At 62.8% G+C, this 20,073-nt stretch carries 23 protein-coding genes and 1 tRNA gene; 14 read left to right on the top strand and 10 right to left on the bottom strand.

Annotated elements, in window-relative coordinates:
* Window positions 1-222: 222 nt before the first annotated feature.
* Window positions 223-960 (bottom strand): DUF1223 domain-containing protein, encoded by a 738-nt coding sequence (locus NYQ88_RS01355; RefSeq protein ID WP_275653196.1) that lies wholly within the window; start codon window positions 958-960, stop codon window positions 223-225.
* 66 nt (window positions 961-1,026) lie between these two features.
* Complete coding sequence (locus tag NYQ88_RS01360; RefSeq protein ID WP_275653197.1) at window positions 1,027-1,530, bottom strand: TetR family transcriptional regulator; 504 nt, start codon at window positions 1,528-1,530, stop codon at window positions 1,027-1,029.
* A gap of 142 nt (window positions 1,531-1,672) precedes the next feature.
* Here NYQ88_RS01360 and NYQ88_RS01365 point away from each other — a divergent pair, with 142 nt between their 5' ends.
* Window positions 1,673-2,287 (top strand): NAD(P)H-dependent oxidoreductase, encoded by a 615-nt coding sequence (locus tag NYQ88_RS01365; RefSeq protein WP_275653198.1) that lies wholly within the window; start codon window positions 1,673-1,675, stop codon window positions 2,285-2,287.
* Window positions 2,288-2,344: 57 nt separating this feature from the next.
* Here NYQ88_RS01365 and acnA read toward each other — a convergent pair whose 3' ends face one another.
* Entirely contained in the window at window positions 2,345-5,098 is a 2,754-nt protein-coding gene (gene acnA / locus NYQ88_RS01370; RefSeq protein ID WP_275653199.1) for an aconitate hydratase AcnA, read from the bottom strand.
* A 162-nt stretch (window positions 5,099-5,260) separates the two neighbouring features.
* On the opposite strand from acnA, the gene ccmA reads away from it, so the two are divergent.
* Genes ccmA through NYQ88_RS01400 form a run of 6 tightly spaced genes read left to right on the top strand, consistent with a single transcriptional unit; the run spans window position 5,261 to window position 8,504 of the window.
* A complete protein-coding gene (gene ccmA / locus NYQ88_RS01375) occupies window positions 5,261-5,887 on the top strand; it encodes a heme ABC exporter ATP-binding protein CcmA (RefSeq protein WP_275653200.1) in 627 nt (208 codons plus the stop codon).
* Window positions 5,884-6,549, top strand: a complete 666-nt coding sequence (gene ccmB / locus NYQ88_RS01380) for a heme exporter protein CcmB (RefSeq protein ID WP_275653201.1) — start codon at window positions 5,884-5,886, stop codon at window positions 6,547-6,549. The genes ccmA and ccmB overlap by 4 nt, the downstream gene beginning before the upstream one ends.
* Before the next feature lie 12 nt (window positions 6,550-6,561).
* Window positions 6,562-7,323: a heme ABC transporter permease gene (locus tag NYQ88_RS01385; protein WP_275653202.1), complete on the top strand. Its 762-nt coding sequence runs from the start codon at window positions 6,562-6,564 to the stop codon at window positions 7,321-7,323.
* On the top strand, window positions 7,320-7,478 hold the full coding sequence (ccmD, locus tag NYQ88_RS01390) for a heme exporter protein CcmD (protein WP_275653204.1): 159 nt from the start codon (window positions 7,320-7,322) through the stop codon (window positions 7,476-7,478). Before NYQ88_RS01385 ends, ccmD begins: the two co-directional genes overlap by 4 nt.
* Entirely contained in the window at window positions 7,478-8,011 is a 534-nt protein-coding gene (locus tag NYQ88_RS01395) for a DsbE family thiol:disulfide interchange protein (RefSeq protein ID WP_275653205.1), read from the top strand. The genes ccmD and NYQ88_RS01395 overlap by 1 nt, the downstream gene beginning before the upstream one ends.
* Window positions 8,012-8,045: 34 nt before the next feature.
* Window positions 8,046-8,504, top strand: a complete 459-nt coding sequence (locus NYQ88_RS01400; protein ID WP_275653206.1) for an SRPBCC domain-containing protein — start codon at window positions 8,046-8,048, stop codon at window positions 8,502-8,504.
* Here NYQ88_RS01400 and NYQ88_RS01405 read toward each other — a convergent pair.
* A complete protein-coding gene (locus tag NYQ88_RS01405) occupies window positions 8,501-9,268 on the bottom strand; it encodes a FadR/GntR family transcriptional regulator (RefSeq protein ID WP_275653207.1) in 768 nt (255 codons plus the stop codon). The genes NYQ88_RS01400 and NYQ88_RS01405 overlap by 4 nt on opposite strands.
* Window positions 9,269-9,417: 149 nt before the next feature.
* On the opposite strand from NYQ88_RS01405, the gene NYQ88_RS01410 reads away from it, so the two are divergent.
* Complete coding sequence (locus tag NYQ88_RS01410; RefSeq protein ID WP_275653208.1) at window positions 9,418-10,809, top strand: M20/M25/M40 family metallo-hydrolase; 1,392 nt, start codon at window positions 9,418-9,420, stop codon at window positions 10,807-10,809.
* 164 nt (window positions 10,810-10,973) lie between these two features.
* On the opposite strand, the gene NYQ88_RS01415 is transcribed toward NYQ88_RS01410, so the two are convergent.
* Both NYQ88_RS01415 and deoD read right to left on the bottom strand, forming a co-directional pair.
* Complete coding sequence (locus NYQ88_RS01415) at window positions 10,974-11,336, bottom strand: DUF1304 domain-containing protein (RefSeq protein WP_275653209.1); 363 nt, start codon at window positions 11,334-11,336, stop codon at window positions 10,974-10,976.
* Window positions 11,337-12,047: a purine-nucleoside phosphorylase gene (deoD, locus tag NYQ88_RS01420; protein WP_275653210.1), complete on the bottom strand. Its 711-nt coding sequence runs from the start codon at window positions 12,045-12,047 to the stop codon at window positions 11,337-11,339.
* A 175-nt stretch (window positions 12,048-12,222) separates the two neighbouring features.
* Here deoD and argC point away from each other — a divergent pair, with 175 nt between their 5' ends.
* The 3 genes from argC to NYQ88_RS01435 all read left to right on the top strand — a co-directional run bounded on the left by argC (window position 12,223) and on the right by NYQ88_RS01435 (window position 14,756).
* Window positions 12,223-13,176 carry an N-acetyl-gamma-glutamyl-phosphate reductase gene (gene argC / locus NYQ88_RS01425; RefSeq protein WP_275653211.1) on the top strand — a complete coding sequence of 318 codons (954 nt, stop codon included), beginning with the start codon at window positions 12,223-12,225 and terminating at the stop codon, window positions 13,174-13,176.
* A 25-nt stretch (window positions 13,177-13,201) separates the two neighbouring features.
* Complete coding sequence (locus NYQ88_RS01430; protein WP_275653212.1) at window positions 13,202-13,498, top strand: GNAT family N-acetyltransferase; 297 nt, start codon at window positions 13,202-13,204, stop codon at window positions 13,496-13,498.
* Between the two features lie 169 nt (window positions 13,499-13,667).
* Entirely contained in the window at window positions 13,668-14,756 is a 1,089-nt protein-coding gene (locus tag NYQ88_RS01435; RefSeq protein ID WP_275653213.1) for an acyltransferase, read from the top strand.
* 53 nt (window positions 14,757-14,809) lie between these two features.
* On the opposite strand, the gene NYQ88_RS01440 is transcribed toward NYQ88_RS01435, so the two are convergent.
* From NYQ88_RS01440 to NYQ88_RS01455, 4 genes are all read right to left on the bottom strand, one after another.
* A tRNA-Ala gene (locus tag NYQ88_RS01440) sits at window positions 14,810-14,885 on the bottom strand.
* 72 nt (window positions 14,886-14,957) lie between these two features.
* Window positions 14,958-15,284, bottom strand: a complete 327-nt coding sequence (locus NYQ88_RS01445; RefSeq protein ID WP_275653214.1) for a hypothetical protein — start codon at window positions 15,282-15,284, stop codon at window positions 14,958-14,960.
* A 5-nt stretch (window positions 15,285-15,289) separates the two neighbouring features.
* Window positions 15,290-16,318, bottom strand: coding sequence for an aldehyde reductase (locus tag NYQ88_RS01450; RefSeq protein WP_275653215.1), 1,029 nt, complete (start codon window positions 16,316-16,318; stop codon window positions 15,290-15,292).
* Window positions 16,318-17,343 carry a Gfo/Idh/MocA family oxidoreductase gene (locus NYQ88_RS01455; protein ID WP_275653216.1) on the bottom strand — a complete coding sequence of 342 codons (1,026 nt, stop codon included), beginning with the start codon at window positions 17,341-17,343 and terminating at the stop codon, window positions 16,318-16,320. Before NYQ88_RS01455 ends, NYQ88_RS01450 begins: the two co-directional genes overlap by 1 nt.
* 210 nt (window positions 17,344-17,553) lie before the next feature.
* Here NYQ88_RS01455 and NYQ88_RS01460 point away from each other — a divergent pair, with 210 nt between their 5' ends.
* The 3 genes from NYQ88_RS01460 (at window position 17,554) to NYQ88_RS01470 (ending at window position 20,072) form a co-directional block, all read left to right on the top strand.
* Window positions 17,554-18,897, top strand: a complete 1,344-nt coding sequence (locus tag NYQ88_RS01460; protein WP_275653217.1) for a hypothetical protein — start codon at window positions 17,554-17,556, stop codon at window positions 18,895-18,897.
* The gene (locus NYQ88_RS01465) at window positions 18,894-19,706 is read left to right on the top strand and encodes a hypothetical protein (protein ID WP_275653218.1); all 813 of its coding nucleotides are present in this window, start codon (window positions 18,894-18,896) and stop codon (window positions 19,704-19,706) included. Before NYQ88_RS01460 ends, NYQ88_RS01465 begins: the two co-directional genes overlap by 4 nt.
* 87 nt (window positions 19,707-19,793) lie before the next feature.
* Window positions 19,794-20,072, top strand: a complete 279-nt coding sequence (locus NYQ88_RS01470) for a hypothetical protein (protein WP_275653219.1) — start codon at window positions 19,794-19,796, stop codon at window positions 20,070-20,072.
* Window position 20,073 lies beyond the last annotated feature (1 nt).

The following is a 20,073-nucleotide window of genomic DNA, read 5'->3' on the forward strand; positions in this document are numbered from 1 at the left end:
ACTGCAATTGGCGGAGAAGGCAAGGCCGCGGAAAAAATCCCAATTCAGCCATGATTCGTCCCTCAAGACGCCCCAATGCTTGGACAGGATACAAGCATTGCCTCCAGAGGTTGGCAGCCGGGCCGATCGAGCCCCCAAACCATGAAGCCCGGCTGCCAGCCACTTTTTCTAGAGTTGACCGAAGTCAGTCAGGCCCGTTCCTTCCTAAGGAGCGGGCGTTTTTTATGGCTCGTAGGCCGAGGCGGCGAGGATGGCGCCGGGGAGGCCCTTGCTTTCCTGCTGCACCACGACCGCGAGCCCGGTGTTGCCGGCGCCCAGCATCTCGGCAAGCGGAAGCTTCATTTCGGCGCCGCTGCGCGCCTCCCACATCCCCAGGATCTGCCGGCCGGTCACCACCTGCGTATAGACCATGGATTTTCCGGCATTGTCGCCGCGATCGATGCTGATCTCTGCCCGGTCGATATAGGTCACGAGCCAGACGACAGCGTTGGGCAGCTCGGCGTCGGCCGGCACGGAAACCTTGAGCATGTCGCCATCGCGCTCGAGGGCGACGGACAGGGGCAGTGCGGCTTCCGCGACAGCATCGTGGACTTCACCACGGCGCGACCCGACCACTGCCTTGGCGCCATTGACGACCATCTGCGGGGTATAGATGCGCGAGGACCCCCAGCTCTTGGCATAGGCCCGCTGCCGGTCCGAGAAGGCTTCGTGCCCAAAAGTGTCTTCCCAGCCGATATAGTCCCAGTAGTCGACGTGATAGGCCAGCGCCACCACGTCGTCGCGCTCGGCGAGGCTGGTCAGCAGCGCATCGGCGGGCGGACAGGACACACAACCCTGGCTGGTAAACAGCTCGACGACGGCCCTGGCCCCGGTGCGGAGGGTTTCCGCATGGCTGGCAGAGGTCAGGGAAAGGCTGGCGACAAGGCCGAAAATAAGGCCAAACGACGGTCTGGAAAACATGGGCAAAGTTTTAAGCCGGGCGCTCGGCGCCTGCCTAGTCAAAATAGGGTGAGAGTTCGAACATTCTTATCGATAGAGGATCGCCGCCAGTCGGGCCAGTTCGATCCGCGCCTGTTCTGCCTCGACCACATGGCCCGAAACCACCACCTGAACCACAAGGGCGATGAAGACGTCCGCACAAAGATCGGGATCGAGGATCTGCATGGCGTCGAACCCCTTGGTGAGCGCTTCGCGCAGGCGCAGGAGCGCCGGATCGAGAATGTCATGACATTGTCCGTCGTCGCCATCGGTGGTGAGGAGGCGCAGAAGCGCCTTGTCGCGCAGGAGATAGGCCAACAGCGGCAGAACCGAATTGGATAGGCTCCCGGCGTCGCGTGCAAAGTCCGGTTCCTGCTCCAGCGCGGTTGTCGCTTCATCGAGTGCGCGGCCGAGGAACTGGGCGAGGATCGCGAGTTTTTCCGAAAAATGGGCGAGGACCGAGCCCTTGGCTATGCCGGCTGCGGCCGCGATTTCGGCAATTGTGATCGCGTCGAAACTGCGGGTCTGCCAAAGCCGCTCGACCGCTGACAAAATTGTTGTCCGTGTCTGGAGGGAGCGAGGCTGGATGTTTTTGATGCGCTGGACCATGCAGCAGTCATAACAAAATTGACCAAGGTCAAAAAGTGTCCTAGAGCCGAATAATATTGACCGCGGTCAACTTTCGGAGTGCTCCATGCCAAATTGCCTTGTCCTCAACGGACACCCCCTGTCCCCGAGCTTCAGCGGAGCTGCCGCCGATCGCTACGCCAAAACGCTGGAAACAAAGGGGATCACCGTCCGACGGCTCGAACTCGCCGACATGAATGTGCCCGAGATGACGACCCGCAAACCCGGTGGGAGCGAGATGGCAGGCGACGTGCTCGCTTTCTGGGAGGCGATGGTCTGGGCCAATCATGTCGTCATCGTTCACCCCCTCTGGTGGGGCAGCATGCCGGCAAAGCTCAAGGCGCTGTTTGACATCGGCCTGCAATCGGGCAAGGCCTATCGCTATCAGGACGGTCGGCCCTTGCCGCTGGGTCTGCTTGCCGGGCGGTCGGCACGGCTGATCGTGACCTCGGACACGCCGAACTGGTTCATGGCCAGCTTCTATGGCAATGCCCATTTTCGCACGGTGACGAACCAGATCCTCAAGTTTGTCGGGCTCAAGCCGGTGCAGATCACGCATCTGTCCGTTATGCGCGGCTCGACACCGGCTCAACGCGACAAACTCCTGGCCAGGACTGCGGCCGACGCTGCCGCTGACGCCGCGAGAATGCGCGCAAGGCCGCGTGTACCGCTGGCATCGTAAAACAAAAATGGCGGCCCCGAAGGGCCGCCATTCAGTGTCTTTATCAGCAATGGCTGCTTATGCGGCGACGAGATTGCGCAGCACGTAGTGCAGGATGCCGCCGTTGCGGTAGTAGTCGAGCTCATTGGCCGTATCGATGCGGCACAGGGTTTCGACATTGAGAACGTCGCCATTGGCGCGGGTGATCTTGACGGTCACTGCAGCGCGCGGAACCAGCTGCTCGACATTGGCGATGTCGATGGTTTCCGTGCCATCGAGGCCAAGGGTCTGCCAGCTCTCGCCGTCCTTGAACTGCAGCGGGATGATGCCCATGCCGACCAGGTTCGAGCGGTGGATACGTTCAAAGCTCTGCGCGATGACTGCCTTGACGCCGAGCAAATTGGTGCCCTTTGCCGCCCAGTCGCGCGACGAGCCGGTGCCGTATTCCTTGCCGGCAAAGATCACCAGCGGGGTGTTCTGGGCACGGTAGGCCATGGCGGCATCGTAGATGGCCATCTGCGAGCCATCGGGCCCGAGCGTGTAGCCGCCTTCAACGCCATCGAGCATCTGGTTCTTGATGCGGATGTTGGCAAAGGTGCCGCGCATCATGACATCGTGGCTGCCGCGGCGAGCGCCGTAGGAGTTGAAATCCTTGGGAGCAACCTGGCGTTCGGTCAGATACTTGCCAGCCGGGGTCGTCGACTTGAACGAACCGGCCGGGGAAATGTGGTCGGTGGTGATCGAGTCGAGGAAGAGCGCCAGCACACGGGCCGAAACGACGTCGGTGACCGGCTTGGGCTCCATGGTCAGGCCTTCGAAGTAAGGCGGGTTCTGGACATAGGTCGAGGACGAATTCCAGCCGTAGGTTTCGCCGCCTTCAACGGTGATCGCCTGCCAGTGCTTGTCACCCTTGAACACGTCCGAATAGCGCTTGCGGAACATGTCGGCGTTGACGTGCTCGCGCACGATCTCGGCGACTTCGTGGTTGGAGGGCCAGATGTCCTTGAGATAGACCGGCTGGCCGTTCGAACCGGTGCCGAGCGGCTCGGTGGTGATGTCGATATTGAGCGAGCCGGCGATGGCATAGGCGACAACCAGCGGCGGGGAGGCGAGATAGTTCGCCCGCACGTCGGGGTTCACGCGGCCTTCAAAGTTGCGGTTGCCCGAGAGCACCGACGCAGCCACGAGCTTGTTTTCGTTGATGCAGTCGGAAATGGCCTGCGGCAGCGGGCCGGAATTGCCGATGCAGGTGGTGCAGCCATAACCCACGAGGTTGAAGCCGAGCGCGTCGAGATCGTCCTGCAGGCCTGCGGCCGTGAGGTAATCGGTCACGACCTGCGAGCCGGGGGCGAGAGAGGTCTTCACCCAGGGCTGGGAATTGAGGCCAAGGGCGCGGGCCTTGCGGGCCACGAGACCGGCGGCCACCAGAACCGAGGGGTTCGAGGTGTTGGTGCAGGAGGTGATCGCGGCGATCACGACCGAGCCGTCGGTGAGGTTATAGGCAGTGCCCTGAACCGGGAAAGCAGCTTCTTCGGGGATATCGTCGACGCCAGTGGCGCCTTCATCCACGAAACGGCTTTCCTGCTTGTCGGCGGGCAGCTTGGTGCGTTCGATGCGGCCACCGGACAGCTCCGGCAGGGCTTCGGCAAAGGAGGTCTTCACCGACTTCAGCGCAACACGGTCCTGCGGACGCTTCGGGCCCGAGAGCGAGGGCACGACGGTCGAGAGATCGAGCTCGAGGGTCGAGGTGAACACCGGATCGGGCGTCTCGGTGGTGCGGAACATGTCCTGGGCCTTGGAATAGGCTTCGACAAGCGCAACGCGGTCGGGATCGCGGCCGGTGGTGGCCAGGAACTTCAGCGTATCGGCATCGACCGGGAAATAGCCGCAGGTGGCGCCATATTCGGGCGCCATATTGGCGATGGTCGCCTGGTCTTCGAGGCTGAGATAGTCGAGGCCCGGGCCGTAGAATTCGACGAACTTGCCGACCACGCCCTTTTTACGGAGCATTTCAGTGACGGTCAGCACGAGGTCGGTGGCGGTGATGCCTTCGTTGATCTTGCCGGTCAGCTTGAAGCCGACGACTTCAGGGATCAGCATGGAGATCGGCTGGCCGAGCATGGCCGCCTCGGCTTCGATGCCGCCCACGCCCCAGCCCAGAACGGCCATGCCGTTGACCATGGTGGTGTGCGAATCGGTGCCGACGAGCGTGTCGGGATAGGCGACGGTTTCGCCGTCCTCATCCTTGGTCCAGACGGTCTGGGCCAGATATTCGAGGTTCACCTGGTGGCAGATGCCGGTGCCGGGGGGAACAACGCGGAAATTGTCAAAGGCCGACTGGCCCCAGCGCAGGAATTCATAGCGCTCGACATTGCGCTCATATTCGAGCTCGACGTTCTGCTCGAAGGACAGCGGGGTGCCGAAGCTGTCGACCATCACCGAGTGGTCGATGACGAGATCGACAGGAACCAGCGGGTTGATCTTCTGCGGGTTGGCGCCGAGCTTGGCGGTGGCGTCGCGCATCGCGGCCAGATCGACAACGGCGGGAACGCCGGTGAAATCCTGCATCAGCACGCGGGCGGGGCGATACTGGATTTCATGGTTGGAGGTGCGGGTCACCAGCCAGTTGGCGATGGCCTGGATGTCTTCCTTCTTGACGGTGCGATCATCCTCGAAGCGCAGCAGGTTTTCCAGGACCACCTTCATCGAGCCAGGGAGCTTGGAAATTCCGGTGAGGCCGTTCTTTTCCGCTTCGGCGAGGGAATAATAGGTGTAGGTCTTGCCGCCGACCGTCAAAGTCGACTTGGATTTGAAGCTGTCTCGTGAGGCCATGATGCTCCGCCCTCTAAAAATGTGCTGCTGGACGCGGGGTGCCCGGCCACATGGGGCCGCCGGAAAAGCCGCTTTTCCTGGAATGAATCCAATCTAGATGGCTTATAATGAAAGAAGATTGCCCTTGCCAGCCCAGCCTTGGCTTCAATACGAGATGGGGCCATGACGCAACGGCAAGTCTTTTCCGAACTCCGCCTTGACGCTCAGGCGCTTAGCCTCGGGCGGGGTGACACCATTCTGGCGCGCGATCTGACGCTGAGCGTGCCCTCCGGCAGCGGGCTCCTGCTGCGCGGTCCCAACGGCGCGGGCAAATCGACGCTGCTCCTTACCCTTGCGGGTCTGCTCGACCCGATCGAGGGCGCGGTTGCGATAACCGGCCATGCCGAGGAAGCCGGGCCGGCGATCCATTATTGCGGCCATCGCAATGCGGTTCGCCCGCGCATGACCGTGCTCGAAACCCTGCAGTTCTGGACCGGCATCAATGGCGCCACCGGGATTACTCCCAAGGATGCACTCCAACGGGTTGGTCTGGGGCGGCTGTCCCGCGTCGACGCCGGCTATCTCTCTGCCGGGCAGCAGCGCCGCCTGGCGCTGGCCCGGCTTCTCGTCTCGCTCCGTCCGGTTTGGCTCCTTGATGAGCCCACGGCCGCGCTCGATGCGCAGGGGCAGGGGCTGCTTGCCGGCCTCCTCACCGATCATCTGGCAGCGGGCGGGCTCACAGTGATTGCCACCCACGACGCCATCGATGTTCCGGGCCTCAGTGTCTACACCCTGGGAGCGACGCCATGACCGGCTTTACCGCAGTGCTCCGGCGCGAAATCCGCCTCTCGCTCAGTGGCGGTGGGGAGGTGCTGACGCTTCTTCTTTTCTTCGTCATCGTCGGCGCCATTGTTCCCTTCGCGGTCGGACCTGACAAGGAATTGCTGGCCCGTATCTCGCCCGGCATCGTCTGGATCGCAGCCTTCCTTTCCATGTTGCTTGGGCTCGATCGCCTGTTCCGCCCCGACCTCGAAGACGGCACTCTGGCGCTCTATCGGCTCGCCGATCTGCCGCTTTCGGCCATGGTTGGCGCAAAAGTGATCGCCCACTGGCTGACCGCTGCTTTGCCGCTGATCATCGCCTCGCCCTTCCTCGCCATGCTGCTTGCGATGGATGGTCCGACGCTCACGCGCACCATTCTTTCGCTGCTCGTCGGCACGCCCGCCCTCGCCGCTTTCGGGGCGATTGGTGCCGCAATTACCGCGGCAACGCGGCGGGGCGGGCTGATTGCGCCCATCCTCATCGCCCCCCTCTGCGTGCCGGTGCTGATCTTCGGGGTCGGCGCCATCTCCTCGCAGGGTGGACCCGACCAGGCCGGGGCAGCATTGCTGCTGCTTGCGGCACTCAGTCTCATGGCAATTGCGCTCTCTCCCTTCGCGGCGGCGCTTGCGATAGACTGGGGAGAAGATTAAAGCCCTGAGCCCATGAGCATCGAGACAACTCCAAAACAAAGCTGGTGGAGCCGGCTGGCCCATCCCGGCCAGTTCGTCATCTGGTCCCGCCCCTTCATCCTGCCCCTCGCGGTCCTCACGGGCGCATTGTTCCTGGCAGGGCTGTATTATGCCTTCCTCAATTCGCCGGCCGACTATCAGATGGGCGATACCGTGCGCATCATGTATGTGCACGTGCCCGCGGCCTGGCTCAGCCAGTTCGTCTATGGCGCCATGACTGTGTCGGCGCTGGGTACGCTGGTCTGGCGCCATCCGATGGCGGACGTCTCGATGAAGGCTGCCGCGCCGCTCGGCGCTGCGTTTACCGCCATGGCGCTGTTCACCGGCTCGCTCTGGGGCCGCCCGACCTGGGGCACGTTCTGGGAGTGGGACGGCCGCATGACCTCAACGCTGGTCATGCTGTTCATCTATCTCGGCATCGTCGCCCTCTGGCGCGCCTTTGACGATCAGCTGCGCGCCGCCCGCGTCGTCGCCATTTTCACGCTCGTGGGCGCCGTCAACGTGCCGATCATCAAGTTCTCGGTCGACTGGTGGTCCACGCTGCACCAGCCCGCCAGCGTTTTCCGCGCCGATGGCCCAACGGTTGCAGGCTCGATCCTGACACCGCTGTTCATCATGTTCTTCGCCTTCACCTTCTTTTACGTCACCCTGCAACTGATCGCCATGCGCACTGAAGTGCGCAAGCGTCGGGTGGCCACGCTAGAGCGCCGCGCCGCACGGGGAGAGGCAGCATGATCGAGCTTGGCCAACACGCCCAATTCATCATCGGCGCTTATGTCGGGGTTTTCGGGGGCCTCGCGGCGCTCGTCGCCTGGACGCTGATCGATGCCCGCCGCACCAAGCGCCGGCTTGAAGAGCTCGGCGGCAGCCAGCGTGGCGGGTCGCGTTGATGCGCTATGCGCTGTTCCTTGCGCCCTTGCTGGCGCTCGTCGGGCTGGTGGCGATCTTCGCCACCTCCATGGACCGCAACCCCAATCTCGTGCGCTCGGTGCTGATCGACAAGCAGGCGCCCGAGTTTGCCCTGGCGGCGGTCGAGGGTCTCGATGTTCCCGGCTTTGATACTGCCGCCCTCAAGGGCGAGCCGACGGTGGTCAATGTCTTTGCCAGCTGGTGCATTCCCTGTCGCGACGAGCACCCGCTGCTCGAAACGCTAAAAGCCCAGACCAACGTGCGTCTCTATGGCATCAATCATTCCGATGCCCCGGAAAACGCCCGCGCCTTCCTCGCCGAGCTTGGCAATCCCTATGACGCCGTCGGCGCTGATCGTGACCGCCGCGTCTCGATCGACTGGGGTGTCTATGGCGTGCCCGAAACCTTTGTGGTCAACGGCGATGGCGTCATCACCTTCAAGCATGTGGGGCCGCTGACGGCCGAGGCCATCACCACCCAATTGCTTCCTGCCTTGGAAAAGGCCGGTCTCTAGTTGAGAATGGCGCCTCCCTGGGAGGAGGCGCCAAATGTCCCGCATCGACCGTTGCAGCCGCATCATCGAGGCCTCGCCCGAGGCCGTCTATGCCGCCATGACCGACCCCGACGCCCTCGTCGACTGGCTGCCGCCCGACGGCATGAGCGGGGAAATCCTCCACTTCGACCTGCGACCCGGCGGCACCTGCCGCATGGTGCTGCGCTATGCCGACGCCGCCATATCCGGCAAGAGCGGGGCCAATGAGGACATCTCGGACCTGCGCTTTCTCGACCTTGTGCCGGGCTCGCTGGTGTCTCAGTCCATCGACTTCGTTTCCGATGATCCCCGCTTTGCCGGCACCATGGTGATGCACTGGAAGCTCCTGGCCGTGCCGCAGGGCACGGAAGTCACCATGGAGGCCCATGCGGTGCCGGAGGGGATTTCCCAGGCCGATCATCTCGCCGGAATGCGTGCCTCGCTCGACAATCTCCAGCGGTTCTTCGCCGACTAGCTGTCCTCTTCCATGCGGCCGGCCGCACGGGCAAAACCGTCGGCAATGGCGACCCGCATGGCGTCTCGTGCCCCCTTGGCATCGCCCTCGCTGATCGCCCGGGCAATGGCGCCGTGAACGGTGACCGTCTGCGCCAGCGCTGTCGGTTCATTGACCGGCGAGGAAATGGTGAAGGCCGCCGTCAGGGCCATTTCCACCAATGCGCTGATCGAGGCCATGAAGGGATTGCCGGAGGCTTCGGCGACGAGGCGATGAAACTGCAGGTCGTGCCGGGCGAAATCCTGCGGCGTTGTCGATGCTTCCATCTCTGCCACGGCCTCGACCATGGCCGCCGCCTGCTCGTCGGTGCGCCTCTCCGCGGCAAGGGCCGCCGCCTCGATCTCGATGCCGATGCGCACTTCCGCCAGGCTGCGCAGGAAGCTCACCTCGGGGCCGAGCTCGAAATGCCAGGCCAGCACGTCGGCATCGAAGAGGTTCCAGCGATTGCGCGGCAGCACGCGCGTGCCGATGCGCGCCCGTGCTTCGATCAGCCCTTTGGCCGCAAGCGTCTTCAGGGCCTCGCGCAGCACCGTGCGCGACACGCCGAACTGTTCAAGCAGTTCTCCGTCGGACGGCAGGATAATGCCTTCGGCATAGCGCCCGGAGACAATGGCGAAACCAAGCTGCCAAAGCACATCGGAATGCAGGTTGCGGGCAGGGTTGCGGCCTGAGAGCGACGCGATCAAGTCGCCCGAGTGTCGTGCCCGTCCACTCGATCGATCCATATTCGTCATCCTCGCACCATGAAAGTGTTGTCTGCGCTCATCATAGGCGCATTAGTATGACAATAAACACCCCCCTGCGAAGGGTGGACATGGCGCTTATCCCTGCGTCATGGTGCGGCACCTTACCGGATTCGTCGCAGGACTAGAAAATGCCCAACCCCGCCCAGATTGATGCCGTTCTCGCCCAGGTTGATGCCGGGCTCGAGCAAAGCCTGTCGCGGCTGTTCGAACTCCTGCGCATCAAGTCCATATCGACCGATCCGGCCTTCGCCGCCGAATGCCAGCGCGCCGCCGACTGGATCACGGGTGAACTCAATGCGCTCGGCTTTTCCGCCGCTGCCCGTCCGACGCCGGGCCACCCGGTCGTCGTTGCCCATGGCCCCGAGCAGCCCGGTCCGCATGTGCTGTTCTACGCCCATTACGACGTCCAGCCGGTCGATCCGCTGAACCTCTGGCACACCGACCCGTTCGAGCCCCAGCTCAAGGAAGATGCCCAGGGCCGCAAGATCATCGTGGCGCGCGGTGCCTCGGACGACAAGGGTCAGATGCTGACCTTCATCGAAGCCTGCCGCGCCTGGAAGGCTGCCACGGGGTCGCTGCCGCTGCGCGTGTCGCTTCTGCTCGAGGGCGAGGAAGAATCCGGCGGCAAGAACCTGCCGCCCTTCATGCGCGAGAACGCTGCCGAGCTGAAGGCGGACGTGGCCCTGGTCTGCGACACCGACATGTGGGACCGCAGCACGCCCTCGATCAACACCATGCTGCGTGGCCTCGTGGCCGACGAAATCGAAATCACTGCCGCCAACAAGGATCTGCATTCGGGCATGTTTGGCAATGCCGCGCGCAATCCCAATCAGGTGCTGGCCGAGATCATCGCCAGCCTCCGTGCGCCCGACGGCTCGGTGACCATTGCCGGTTTTTATGACGACGTCGCGGAGCTCTCACCCGAAATCAAGGCACAGTGGGCGGGTCTCGGCTTCGACGAGAAGGCATTTCTGGGCGATGTCGGCCTGTCGCTGCCCGCCGGTGAACAGAGCCGCAGCGTGCTCGAAACGCTCTGGGCGCGTCCGACCTGCGAAATCAACGGCATGAGCGGCGGCTATATAGGCGACGGCTTCAAGACCGTCATCCCGGCCAAGGCCAGCGCCAAGATTTCCTTCCGCCTCGTTTCCGGCCAGAACCCCGACAAAATCCGCGCCGCCTTCCGCGCCCATGTCGAGGCACGCCTGCCGGCCGATTGCACCGTCAGCTACACGCCCCATGGCGGATCGCCCGCCATCACCGTGCCGTCAGACGGCGAGTTTGTGCGCAAGGCGCTCGCCGGGCTTTCGGATGAATGGAACAAACAGGCTGTCATCACCGGTTCGGGCGGTTCCATCCCGGTTGTGGGTGAATTCAAGTCCATCCTCGGGCTCGACACGCTGCTCATCGGCTTTGCCCAGATCGATGACCAGATCCACAGCCCCAACGAGAAATACGACCTCGAAAGCTTCCACCGCGGCATCCGCTCCTGGGTGCGCGTCCTGGCTGCCTTGGCCGAGTAAAGGCTCCGCTTTTTTCGCGAAGATACCCCCGCCCAACCTCCCCCTGAAAAAAGGGGGAGGAGCCCATAGGTGGCTCTCTGACGCCGCCGCAAACCCGGTGCTGTCCCTCCCCTCCTGCAGGGGGAGGCTAGGTGGGGGTCTTTGTTGAGGCGAGGTGGGAGGCTTCACCCCAACACAACCGCCAGCAGCGCGATCACGGCCGGAACAGTCTGGATGAAGAGGATCTTCCGCCCCACCGTTACGGCGCCGAAAATTCCCGCCACGGCGACACAGGCGAGGAAGAAAATCTGGACCTGCCAGCCGAAGGCCGGGTCGGGATGGACCAGTCCCCAGATCAGTCCGGCCGCCAGAAACCCGTTATAAAGGCCCTGATTAGCGGCCAGAGCCTTGGTCGCCCTCGAAAACTCCGGTGTCAGCCCAAAGGCTTTTCGCCCACGCGGGCTATCCCACCAGACCATTTCGAGCAGCATGATGTAGACATGCAAAAGTGCAATCCCCGCGACCAGAACTGCCGCAATTGCCGGCATTTACGCCTCCACCGCCACATCGAGCGCCAGTTCCACCATTTCCCTCAGCGAGCTCTGCCGCGCTTCGGCGTCGATCTCTTCCTTGGTGATCAGACAATCGGTCATGGTGCAGATGGTCAGCGCCCGCACATCAAAGCGGGCCGCCAGCGTATAAAGCGCCGCCGCTTCCATCTCGACGCCGATCACGCCGTGCGCGGGCAGGGCGTCATACCCTTCAAACCCATTCGCGTGATAAAAAATGTCCGAGGAGAGCATATTGCCGGCGTGGTAGCGCAGCCCCCCCGCGTCGGCCTTGTCGGCCGCTGAACGCAGCAGGCCAAAATCGGCAATCGGAGCAAAATTGAAGGCGCCGAACCTTCCCTTGACGATTGACGAGTCCGTGGATGCGCCCTGCGCCAGGATGATGTCGCGCACTTTCACCTTCGCATTGAGCCCGCCACAGGTGCCCACGCGGATCAGCGTTTTCGTACCATAGGTATTGATCAGCTCATGCACATAGATCGAGAGCGAGGGCTGGCCCATGCCCGACGCCTGCACGGAAACCGGCTTGCCCTTCCAGGTGCCGGTATAGCCGAGGCAATTGCGAACCGAGTTTACCAGCCGCGGGCTTTCGAAAAAGGTTTCGGCGATCCATTTGGCGCGCAGCGGGTCGCCCGGCAGAAGCACGGCGTCTGCATAATCACCCGGCTTGGCATGGTTGTGCGGCGTCATCTTTCGTCCCCAATGTGCAATTCCGAGCGAAAGCTTACTCACGCCGGAAGCGCAAAGACAATCCCGGCCCGGGAACGGCACATGGGCCCCATGCATTGGTCAGGACCAGCAAGTGCTTGACGGGCGGGCGCGCTGGCCCCATCTACGGGCCGCACAGTTTTCTGAGGAGGCACATATGGTCGCCAAGATCTTCATCGACGGGGAAGCGGGTACAACGGGTCTGCAGATCCGGGAACGCCTTGCCGGTCGTCGCGACCTCGAAGTGCTCTCCATTGCCGCTGACAAGCGCAAGGACCAGGACGAGCGCAAGCGCCTGCTCAACGCTGCCGATGTCGCCATCCTCTGCCTGCCCGACGAGGCAGCAAAGGAGAGCGTTAGCCTCATCGACAATGGCACCACCCGGGTCATCGATGCCTCCACCGCCTATCGCGTCGATCCCGACTGGACCTATGGCTTTGCCGAAATGGACAAGGGCCAGACCGAGGCCATCGCGAAGGCGCGCTTCGTTGCCAATCCCGGTTGCTGGCCCCAGGGCCTCATCGCCGGCCTGCGCCCGCTGATCGCCGCCGGTCTCGTGCCCGCCGATTTCCAGGCCATCTACCATGGCATTTCCGGCTATTCCGGCGGTGGCAAGCAGATGATCGCCGAATATGAGGCCGAAGGCGGAACGCCCAGCCAGTTCATGCCTTATGGCCTCACCTTCGCGCACAAGCATCTGCCCGAGATGACCGCCTATACCGGCCTTAAGTCGGCGCCGCTGTTCCAGCCCGTCGTCGGCAATTTCGCGCAGGGGATGACCACGTCCATCCCGCTGCAGCTCGGCACTTTTGCCAAGGTGCCGACAGGCGCCGAGATCCATGCTGCGCTGGCTGATTATTTCGCCGCCATCCCGGACAGTTTTGTGCGCGTCGCCGCCTATGATCCAGCGCTGGGCAAGACCGCTGCGCTCGATCCGCAGGCCCATAACGGCACCAATACGCTCACCCTGCATGTCTTTGCCAATGACAGCCGGGCCCAGGCCGCCATCCTTGCGGTCTACGACAATCTGGGCAAGGGTGCCTCTGGAGCCGCCGTCCAGAACCTCAATCTGATGCTGGGTGTATCCGCCAGCGAAAGCCTCGCCGCCTGACGGCAGGAGAAAGGGCCGCATAAAAATGGCCGAGACGGAACTGAAGATCCTACGCGAAGAGGGCCCCACGCGGGGCCGCTACGTCATCCATCTGGCGCCCGGCGCCGAGGCGGAGATGACCTATCGCAAGGCGGGCGCTGGCCCGATGATCATCGATCACACCGGCGTCCCCACCGAGTATGAAGGTCGCGGCATCGCCCTGCGCCTCGTCAAGGCGGCCATCGCGGACGCCCAAGAGCAAAACTTCAAGATCAAGCCCGTCTGCCCCTACGTCGTCGCCCAATTCCGCCGCCACCCCGAGTGGGGCCTTTTGCTGGGCTAGATTGAAAAATTGACGCTCACCGGCTCTGTTGAAATCGCTGACTGGGGAATTATCGCCAGCCGCGAGAGGACTTGGCTCCTGCTATCGACCGAGGGTTTCACCGAAACCATCCCATTTTTACGACATCGGTCGATTTGATCGCCCAATAAGAGTCCTGTCTAGAAACGCAATGCCAATTCGACAAAATGAAAAACTGCAGGCCTTGCAGGTCATGCGCGCTATTGCGGCTATCGGGGTTCTCCTTTGGCATGCCAGCATATTTATAGGCCCTTATGGTGAGGGCATTGGTACCGTCCTTTTTCACGCCCCATCCATTATTGGGGTGGATTTGTTCTTTGTCATTTGCGGGTTTGTTATCTACTTGTCGTCCACAAAAAGGACGACGGCCGGTACTACCACAATCTCCCCCGCCGTGTTCCTGATAAAGCGCCTAGCGCGGATTCTTCCACTATATGTGACGTGTACGATAACGCTCTTTCTCATCGAGCAACATTCAGAGCGTCAGACGTGGGAGCTTCTGTTTCGTAGTCTTGCGTTCATCCCCGTTCATAACGCTGATCAGCCCAACATATTTTCTCCAACCATGACCGTGGGCTGGTTGATCAACTACGAAGTCTATTTCTATTTCCTGTTTTCGGTCGCCCTGATGTTCGGCCAAAAATTCCGGAAGCCCCTCACAGCTTGGGCCGTGGTGATCTTCATAGCAGCCAGCTTGCTCGGTCAGGCACCAGCGATACTGCTTATCGTTACTCACCCGATCAATCTGCTGTTCCTGTCGGGCATCCTGCTCGGGGCCCTATATCGATCCGACGTCCGGTTTCCCGACAGAAAAATGGCCATTGCGGCAGTGGTTCTGGCGCCCGTTCCCATCCTGATCCAATACATTGGAAAAATCGGCATAGAGCACGGTTTCGCTGGTGTAGGCGGATCCCTGGTTTTCATGCTTGCGCTGACGACCATCGCCGACAAGACGCTCAATATGCGGTGCAACCGCGTTCTCACCTATCTCGGTGACATCTCCTATTCGATCTACCTGACCCATCCGATTGTCATGTGGGGCGTCATGTGGGCGAACGAGCGCTATGCCTGGGGCAACCCGATGAGCGGTTGGTTCTGTGTAGGCGTCACGCTTTTCGCGACCATCGCAGTTTCCGCCCTATCGTACCGCCTCATTGAAATGGGCATCAGCGTTCGTGCGAGGGAATGGGCTCTCGAAAAGCTCGCCGCGCGGAGCAGGCAAGCTTTGTCTGCGAGTTAGAAGCGCCACTGCTCCTGACCCGCGGAAGTCTGTCGAGGTCTAATCGGAGTTGATGGTGGAGCTGAGCGGGATCGAACCGCTGGCCTCGTCATTGCGAACGACGCGCTCTCCCAACTGAGCTACAGCCCCACACCGGGGCAAAGTATGATGCTAGTTTGGCCTGCCTCGCAAGAGGATTGCAGAGCGCTCACCCGGCCTTGATCAGCCGGCGGAGAGCCAGCCCAAGGCGAGGCCGAGCCAGGCGCCGCCGAGCTTGAAGAGCGCGTCGAGTCCGCGTCCGTGGCGGCTGGGCTGCAGCATCTGCGCCAGTTCCAGGCCCACCGCGCCAATGGCGAGCAACGCCGCCGCCCAGAGAATGTGGCGCGGATAGGCGAGGCCGAAGAGTGCTCCGGCGAGGAAATAGGCCGCCCCGCGCTCCATGTTGACGGGCAGATGGGTCTGCGGGCGCAAGCCGATGGGCGAGAGCGTGGCGAAGATGATGACCGCCAGGGCCAGCCAGGCTGCAATGCGGAGGACGCGACGGTTCATGCGTTTTACACCAGCCCGCGCTCAATAAGGGAGGCGGCTGTTGCCAGTAGTGCCTGGCGCGCCGGAACGAGGGGCCGACCGATCAGTGCTGTCGCTGCCGTCGAGTCGAGTTCCTTGGGGTGGCTCAGCTCGCCGATATTGTCGCGCACGTCGTGGTCGACAAGCGCATAGAGCCGCACGGCCCAATCGGGCAGGGAGAGGCGCGGCAGGCGGCGATCCGGATATTTTTCCCGCAGGATATTCGCCGTTTCGAGCAGCCAAAGCGTTTCCGCTCCCATGGGGAAGCGCTTGCCGCCCGCGTCCTGCGCTGTGATGGCAGCGACATGGGCCTCGGCGATGTCGCGGACGTCGACAATGGTCAGGGGAATGTTCGGGGCCGCCGGCACGGAGCCATCCAGCAGGCGCTGGATGATCGTGACCGAGGTCCCCGGATCCTCGTCGAGCAGGGGCCCGAAGATGATGCTGGGGTTGATGACCACCAGATCGTCATGGCGTCCGGCGGCGTCCATGATCTCCCAGGCGCGCAACTCGGCCAGCGTCTTTGATTTCTGATAGGGGGTGACGGCGCGGCCCTCGAGGTTGGTCCAGTCATCCGGCCCGAAAGGTCTGGTGCGGCCCTTGTCGTGGCCATAGGCCATGGCAGCCATGGAGGAGGTGAGGATGATCCGTTCGACACCGGAACGCAGTGCCGCATTCAGCGCCCGTTCGGTGCCCTCCACTGCCGGGCGGATCAGCTCCGAGGGGTCTTTCGGGGTCTGGATGAGGAAGGGGGATGCTGAATGGAGCAGTGTGGTGCAACCCACCATGGCCGCGTCCCAGCCAGTGTCGGAGAGCAGGTCGAGCGCCACGAATTCAAGCCCGGTGACATCGGCACCCGCCGCCGCCAGCGTCCGCCGAACCTTCTCGGCACGATCAAGCGAGCGCACGCTGCCGCGCACGGCAAATCCGGCTTTGAGTAGGGCGAGGGCGATGTGTCCGCCCAAAAACCCGGATATTCCGGTCAGCAGCACGCGCTGGCTGGATCTGTCTGTCATCAACTCGGTCTTTCTAATCGCGCCACGCGCGCCCAGGCGCCGGTCTTCTCGCTCTCGAAGATGGCGTCCAGCACTTTCATCGAGGCAATCGCATCCTCAATGCCCCAGGGCAGGGTGGTGTTCCCCAGAACGGCCTGGGCAAAGGCCTCGGCCTGTTCGGTATATTGATCGCAGGCGGGCAGGATTTCGCGGCGTGCCAGAGATCCGTCAAAGGGGCCGCCCGCATCGATGGTGATCGCCGTCCGTTCGTCAGGCGGGGCATTATAGGGGATGATCAGCTCGAGCTTGGCCTTGGTCCCTAATACCTGCACGCGCTGGTGGCCCACGGCCTGGGTCGAGCAGGTGAAATTCAATTGCCGTCCGCCGCCGAAATCCATCATCACGCTGGCCAGCCGGTCGGTGCCGAATTTTTCGTCGCGCTCGACCAGCGACACCACCCGCTCCGGTTCGCTCTCATAGAGGAAACGGCCGGTGGTTACGGGGTAGCAGCCGATATCCAGCAGGCCCCCGCCGCCGATGTCGGCCATATTGCGCACATTATTGGGGTCGGCGTTGAAATAGGAAAACACCGCATTGATGGCGCGGATTTCGCCCAGTTCGCCCGAGCGGATGATCTCGCGGGCCCGCAGCCACTGCGGATGAAACCGGATCATGAAGGCTTCGAGCACGATTTTGCCCGGCGCGCAGTCGCGCAGCCCTTCGGCCTCGGCGGCAGTGATGGCGATGGGCTTTTCGCACAGCACATGCTTGCCGGCCTTTGTGGCGGCGACAGTCAGCGGCACATGCAGGTGGTTGGGCAGGGGATTGTAGATGACGTCGATATCGGGATCGGCCAGCAGCGCCTCGTAGGAGCCGTGGGCGCGGGCAATGCCAAGAGTTTTGGCGGCCGCTTCGGCCTTGTCATAGTCGCGCGAGGCAATCGCCACGACTTCCGACCTTGGCGACTTCTGGATCGCCGGAATGACCTTTTGCATCCCGATATTGGCCGTCGATAAAATGCCCCAGCGCACCTTCTTCTGCGTCATGCCACTGCTCCCTCATCTGCCCATCGATTGGGCCCCCAGCGACCATGCTTTAAAGGCCGGCCGGGGTCAAAGCCAAGCTGGCTTCACGCAAGTGTCAGTCGGCACCATTAACCCCCGGCCCAATATGCCTCCTTCTTGCCGGTATCCTTGTGTTAACGTCGGCTTAACCGGCAGAGACCGGACCAGACGCGACGGGGGCGCTCCACACACATGCAGCTCAAGCCAAACGCCTATCGCCTCCAGGAAACGGTGCGCGGCGTCGAAACCATGTCGCGTTTTGCGCTGGCCGTGCTGGCGCTGGCTTCAGGCGTCTATACCTATCTCGGGGTGCGGGGCCTTCTCGATGGCTCGGCCAGCTTCGTCTTTTTCGCCGCCATCATCTATTCGGCTGCCGTCTCGGTCGCGATCTACGCCTTCTGGACTTATATGATGCGCTTCGTGCCGCTGGTGACGAGCGCCGCGCAGCGCCTCGCGCTCTTTGCCACCATGGCCATTGGCTGCGGCATGATCATCGCCATGAGCTCCTGGCTCAATGCGGCGGCGCTCGCAGGTTCGGCCGCGCTTGAGCAGCACATGGCCGTCACCCTGCAAGGCTATGCCGAAGATCTCGACAAGGCCCATGCCAATGCGCTGGCGAGCCAGAGCCTCCTCCCCGACGTGCAGCGGGCCGCCGAACGCTTTGCGGGCCTCGCGCAGGACGAGCGCGAGAGCGGGGCGCTGACCGGCACCCAGGGCTCGGGCAGCGTCGTGCAATTGCTCACCCAGATGAGCGCGCAGATGAACCAGCTGGGCACCACCATTTCCGGCTCTCGCAGTGAGGTTGCCAGCCTCTTTGCCCAGGGCTCGGAACGTCTCGCGGCCATGCGCGAGCTCGTTTCAACGCCCGGTACGATCGAGCCGCGCACTGACGGTTTCCAAGCCGAGGCGGTGCAGCTTTCCGCCATCATCGCCGCCCTGCAGCAGACCGATGTGGCTGCCTCGGTCAAACGCGCTTCGGCTGATCTGGCCGCCGGTTTCATTGCGCCAATTGCCGATGGCCAGTCTGCCGACCTCGCCAATCGGCAGGATCGCGTCATGGAAACCGTCCGCGCCTCCGTCGCCGCTCAGTCGGCAGCGCTCACTGCGGCGGCCGATGAAATCCTCGCTACCCCGGCGGTCGAGCCGCGCCGCTATGTGCCGCTCTCCTCGGCCGAAGCGGTTATCCGCTACTGGAGCGATTTCATCCCGTCCTGGGCAGGCGCCATTTCCATTGACCTCCTGCCGGTCGTGCTCGTCCTCGTGCTGATGATCGTCCATGACGCCATGCGCCGCGAAACTGAGACATTGGACGCTGACGACACTATCACTGCCGCCGAAATGCTGCGGGCGATGGCGCTCTACCGGCGCATGGAAACGGCAGGGATGGCTCCGGCCGAGCCGCTTCGACCGGCACCTGCCGAAAGCGCGCCCCAGCCGGAGGACCCGCTTCCTGCCGTTGCAACTAGCGAAGAAGCCATCGTCACCCCGATCGACAGCGCCCAGCGCAAGCGGGGCGAGGGGCAGCGCCCGGCATGAAGACAGAGGCCAATGCCCGCAGGGACAGCCAGACCTCCAGCGGGATTTTGGGGGCGCTGGCCGCCATCGAGGACGGCGCAATCCTGCGCTTTGCCTTCTTTGCCCTCCTCGCCGGCACGGCCAGCGTGCTCTATGTCGACTACACCGAGCTGACCGCCGATGAGGGGCTTGCCGTCCAATATGCGCCCCAGCCCATATTGCCACCGGCCCAGCCGACCGAGGGTGTCCGGGGCCGGCCCATGCCGACCATCACCACTGCACCCGATCTGCTCAACGCGCCGCTGACCATCACGCTGGCGCCGGGCGGAGAATTGCGCCTGACCGGCACGATCGATCCCGGGTCTGCATCACGATTTGCCGACGAGATTGCCGCTCGTGGCGAATATGTCCAGACTGTTGTTCTCGATTCGCCCGGAGGTTCTGTGATGGACGCGCTGGAGATCGGCGCCCTCATTCAAGACAAGGCACTCGCGACCAAAGTGGCCGCCGGGCACATGTGTGCCTCGTCCTGCCCCATCATCTTTGCCTCGGGTGCGGAGCGCCGCGCCAGTGCCGAGGCGGCAATCGGTGTTCATCAGGTCTATGCCGCCAGTCTTGGCAGCGATGCGGTTGATGCCCTGCGTATTGCCGGGGCAGCCATGTCGGACGCTCAGAAGATCACTGCGGAAATTACCCGCCATCTCAACCAGACCGGCGTCGATCCCGAGATGTGGCTCTATGCGCTCGAGACGCCGCCCGACCGGCTCTATTATTTTTCCGCCGCGGAAATGGAGCGTCTCAAACTCGTCACCGAATTCGAGGAAAGTTGAAAGTTAGGAGCGGGAACCGGGGTCTTAACCCACCCGTTTCGTTGAGAGTACAAAGTAAACTGCAGTGGAGGGGAGGCCACATCCATTATGTCCCATACACACACCTTGACCCGTCACCGGGATATTCAAAGCTGGGTTATAGGCCGCAAGGGTAGCCCGGCGATTGCGCTGGTGCCCGACAGGTTCGGCACACGCCGCGCCCAGCTGCTGCTGCGCTTTGCCAAAAGCCACGGGATGACAGTTGATGACGGCATGAGCCCATGCTCATGGACTGCCTGGCTGGCCGAGCTCGATCGCCAGCAGCTGGCGCTGCGCATCAATCCCGAAGGCGATTACGAACTGGTGTCGCGCTCGACACTGCACTAGC

Source organism: Devosia sp. SD17-2 (assembly GCF_029201565.1).
In the GTDB taxonomy this organism is placed as follows: domain Bacteria; phylum Pseudomonadota; class Alphaproteobacteria; order Rhizobiales; family Devosiaceae; genus Devosia.

Bases quoted from the DNA above. Each gene is read 5' to 3' on its own strand.
- NYQ88_RS01355 (WP_275653196.1), bottom strand. From the start codon at position 960: ATGTTTTCCAGACCGTCGTTTGGCCTTATTTTCGGCCTTGTCGCCAGC.
- NYQ88_RS01365 (WP_275653198.1), top strand. From the start codon at position 1,673: ATGCCAAATTGCCTTGTCCTCAACGGACACCCCCTGTCCCCGAGCTTC.
- acnA (WP_275653199.1), bottom strand. From the start codon at position 5,098: ATGGCCTCACGAGACAGCTTCAAATCCAAGTCGACTTTGACGGTCGGC.
- ccmA (WP_275653200.1), top strand. From the start codon at position 5,261: ATGACGCAACGGCAAGTCTTTTCCGAACTCCGCCTTGACGCTCAGGCG.
- ccmB (WP_275653201.1), top strand. From the start codon at position 5,884: ATGACCGGCTTTACCGCAGTGCTCCGGCGCGAAATCCGCCTCTCGCTC.
- NYQ88_RS01385 (WP_275653202.1), top strand. From the start codon at position 6,562: ATGAGCATCGAGACAACTCCAAAACAAAGCTGGTGGAGCCGGCTGGCC.
- ccmD (WP_275653204.1), top strand. From the start codon at position 7,320: ATGATCGAGCTTGGCCAACACGCCCAATTCATCATCGGCGCTTATGTC.
- NYQ88_RS01395 (WP_275653205.1), top strand. From the start codon at position 7,478: ATGCGCTATGCGCTGTTCCTTGCGCCCTTGCTGGCGCTCGTCGGGCTG.
- NYQ88_RS01400 (WP_275653206.1), top strand. From the start codon at position 8,046: ATGTCCCGCATCGACCGTTGCAGCCGCATCATCGAGGCCTCGCCCGAG.
- NYQ88_RS01405 (WP_275653207.1), bottom strand. From the start codon at position 9,268: ATGGATCGATCGAGTGGACGGGCACGACACTCGGGCGACTTGATCGCG.
- NYQ88_RS01410 (WP_275653208.1), top strand. From the start codon at position 9,418: ATGCCCAACCCCGCCCAGATTGATGCCGTTCTCGCCCAGGTTGATGCC.
- NYQ88_RS01415 (WP_275653209.1), bottom strand. From the start codon at position 11,336: ATGCCGGCAATTGCGGCAGTTCTGGTCGCGGGGATTGCACTTTTGCAT.
- deoD (WP_275653210.1), bottom strand. From the start codon at position 12,047: ATGACGCCGCACAACCATGCCAAGCCGGGTGATTATGCAGACGCCGTG.
- argC (WP_275653211.1), top strand. From the start codon at position 12,223: ATGGTCGCCAAGATCTTCATCGACGGGGAAGCGGGTACAACGGGTCTG.
- NYQ88_RS01430 (WP_275653212.1), top strand. From the start codon at position 13,202: ATGGCCGAGACGGAACTGAAGATCCTACGCGAAGAGGGCCCCACGCGG.
- NYQ88_RS01435 (WP_275653213.1), top strand. From the start codon at position 13,668: ATGCCAATTCGACAAAATGAAAAACTGCAGGCCTTGCAGGTCATGCGC.
- NYQ88_RS01445 (WP_275653214.1), bottom strand. From the start codon at position 15,284: ATGAACCGTCGCGTCCTCCGCATTGCAGCCTGGCTGGCCCTGGCGGTC.
- NYQ88_RS01450 (WP_275653215.1), bottom strand. From the start codon at position 16,318: ATGACAGACAGATCCAGCCAGCGCGTGCTGCTGACCGGAATATCCGGG.
- NYQ88_RS01455 (WP_275653216.1), bottom strand. From the start codon at position 17,343: ATGACGCAGAAGAAGGTGCGCTGGGGCATTTTATCGACGGCCAATATC.
- NYQ88_RS01460 (WP_275653217.1), top strand. From the start codon at position 17,554: ATGCAGCTCAAGCCAAACGCCTATCGCCTCCAGGAAACGGTGCGCGGC.
- NYQ88_RS01465 (WP_275653218.1), top strand. From the start codon at position 18,894: ATGAAGACAGAGGCCAATGCCCGCAGGGACAGCCAGACCTCCAGCGGG.
- NYQ88_RS01470 (WP_275653219.1), top strand. From the start codon at position 19,794: ATGTCCCATACACACACCTTGACCCGTCACCGGGATATTCAAAGCTGG.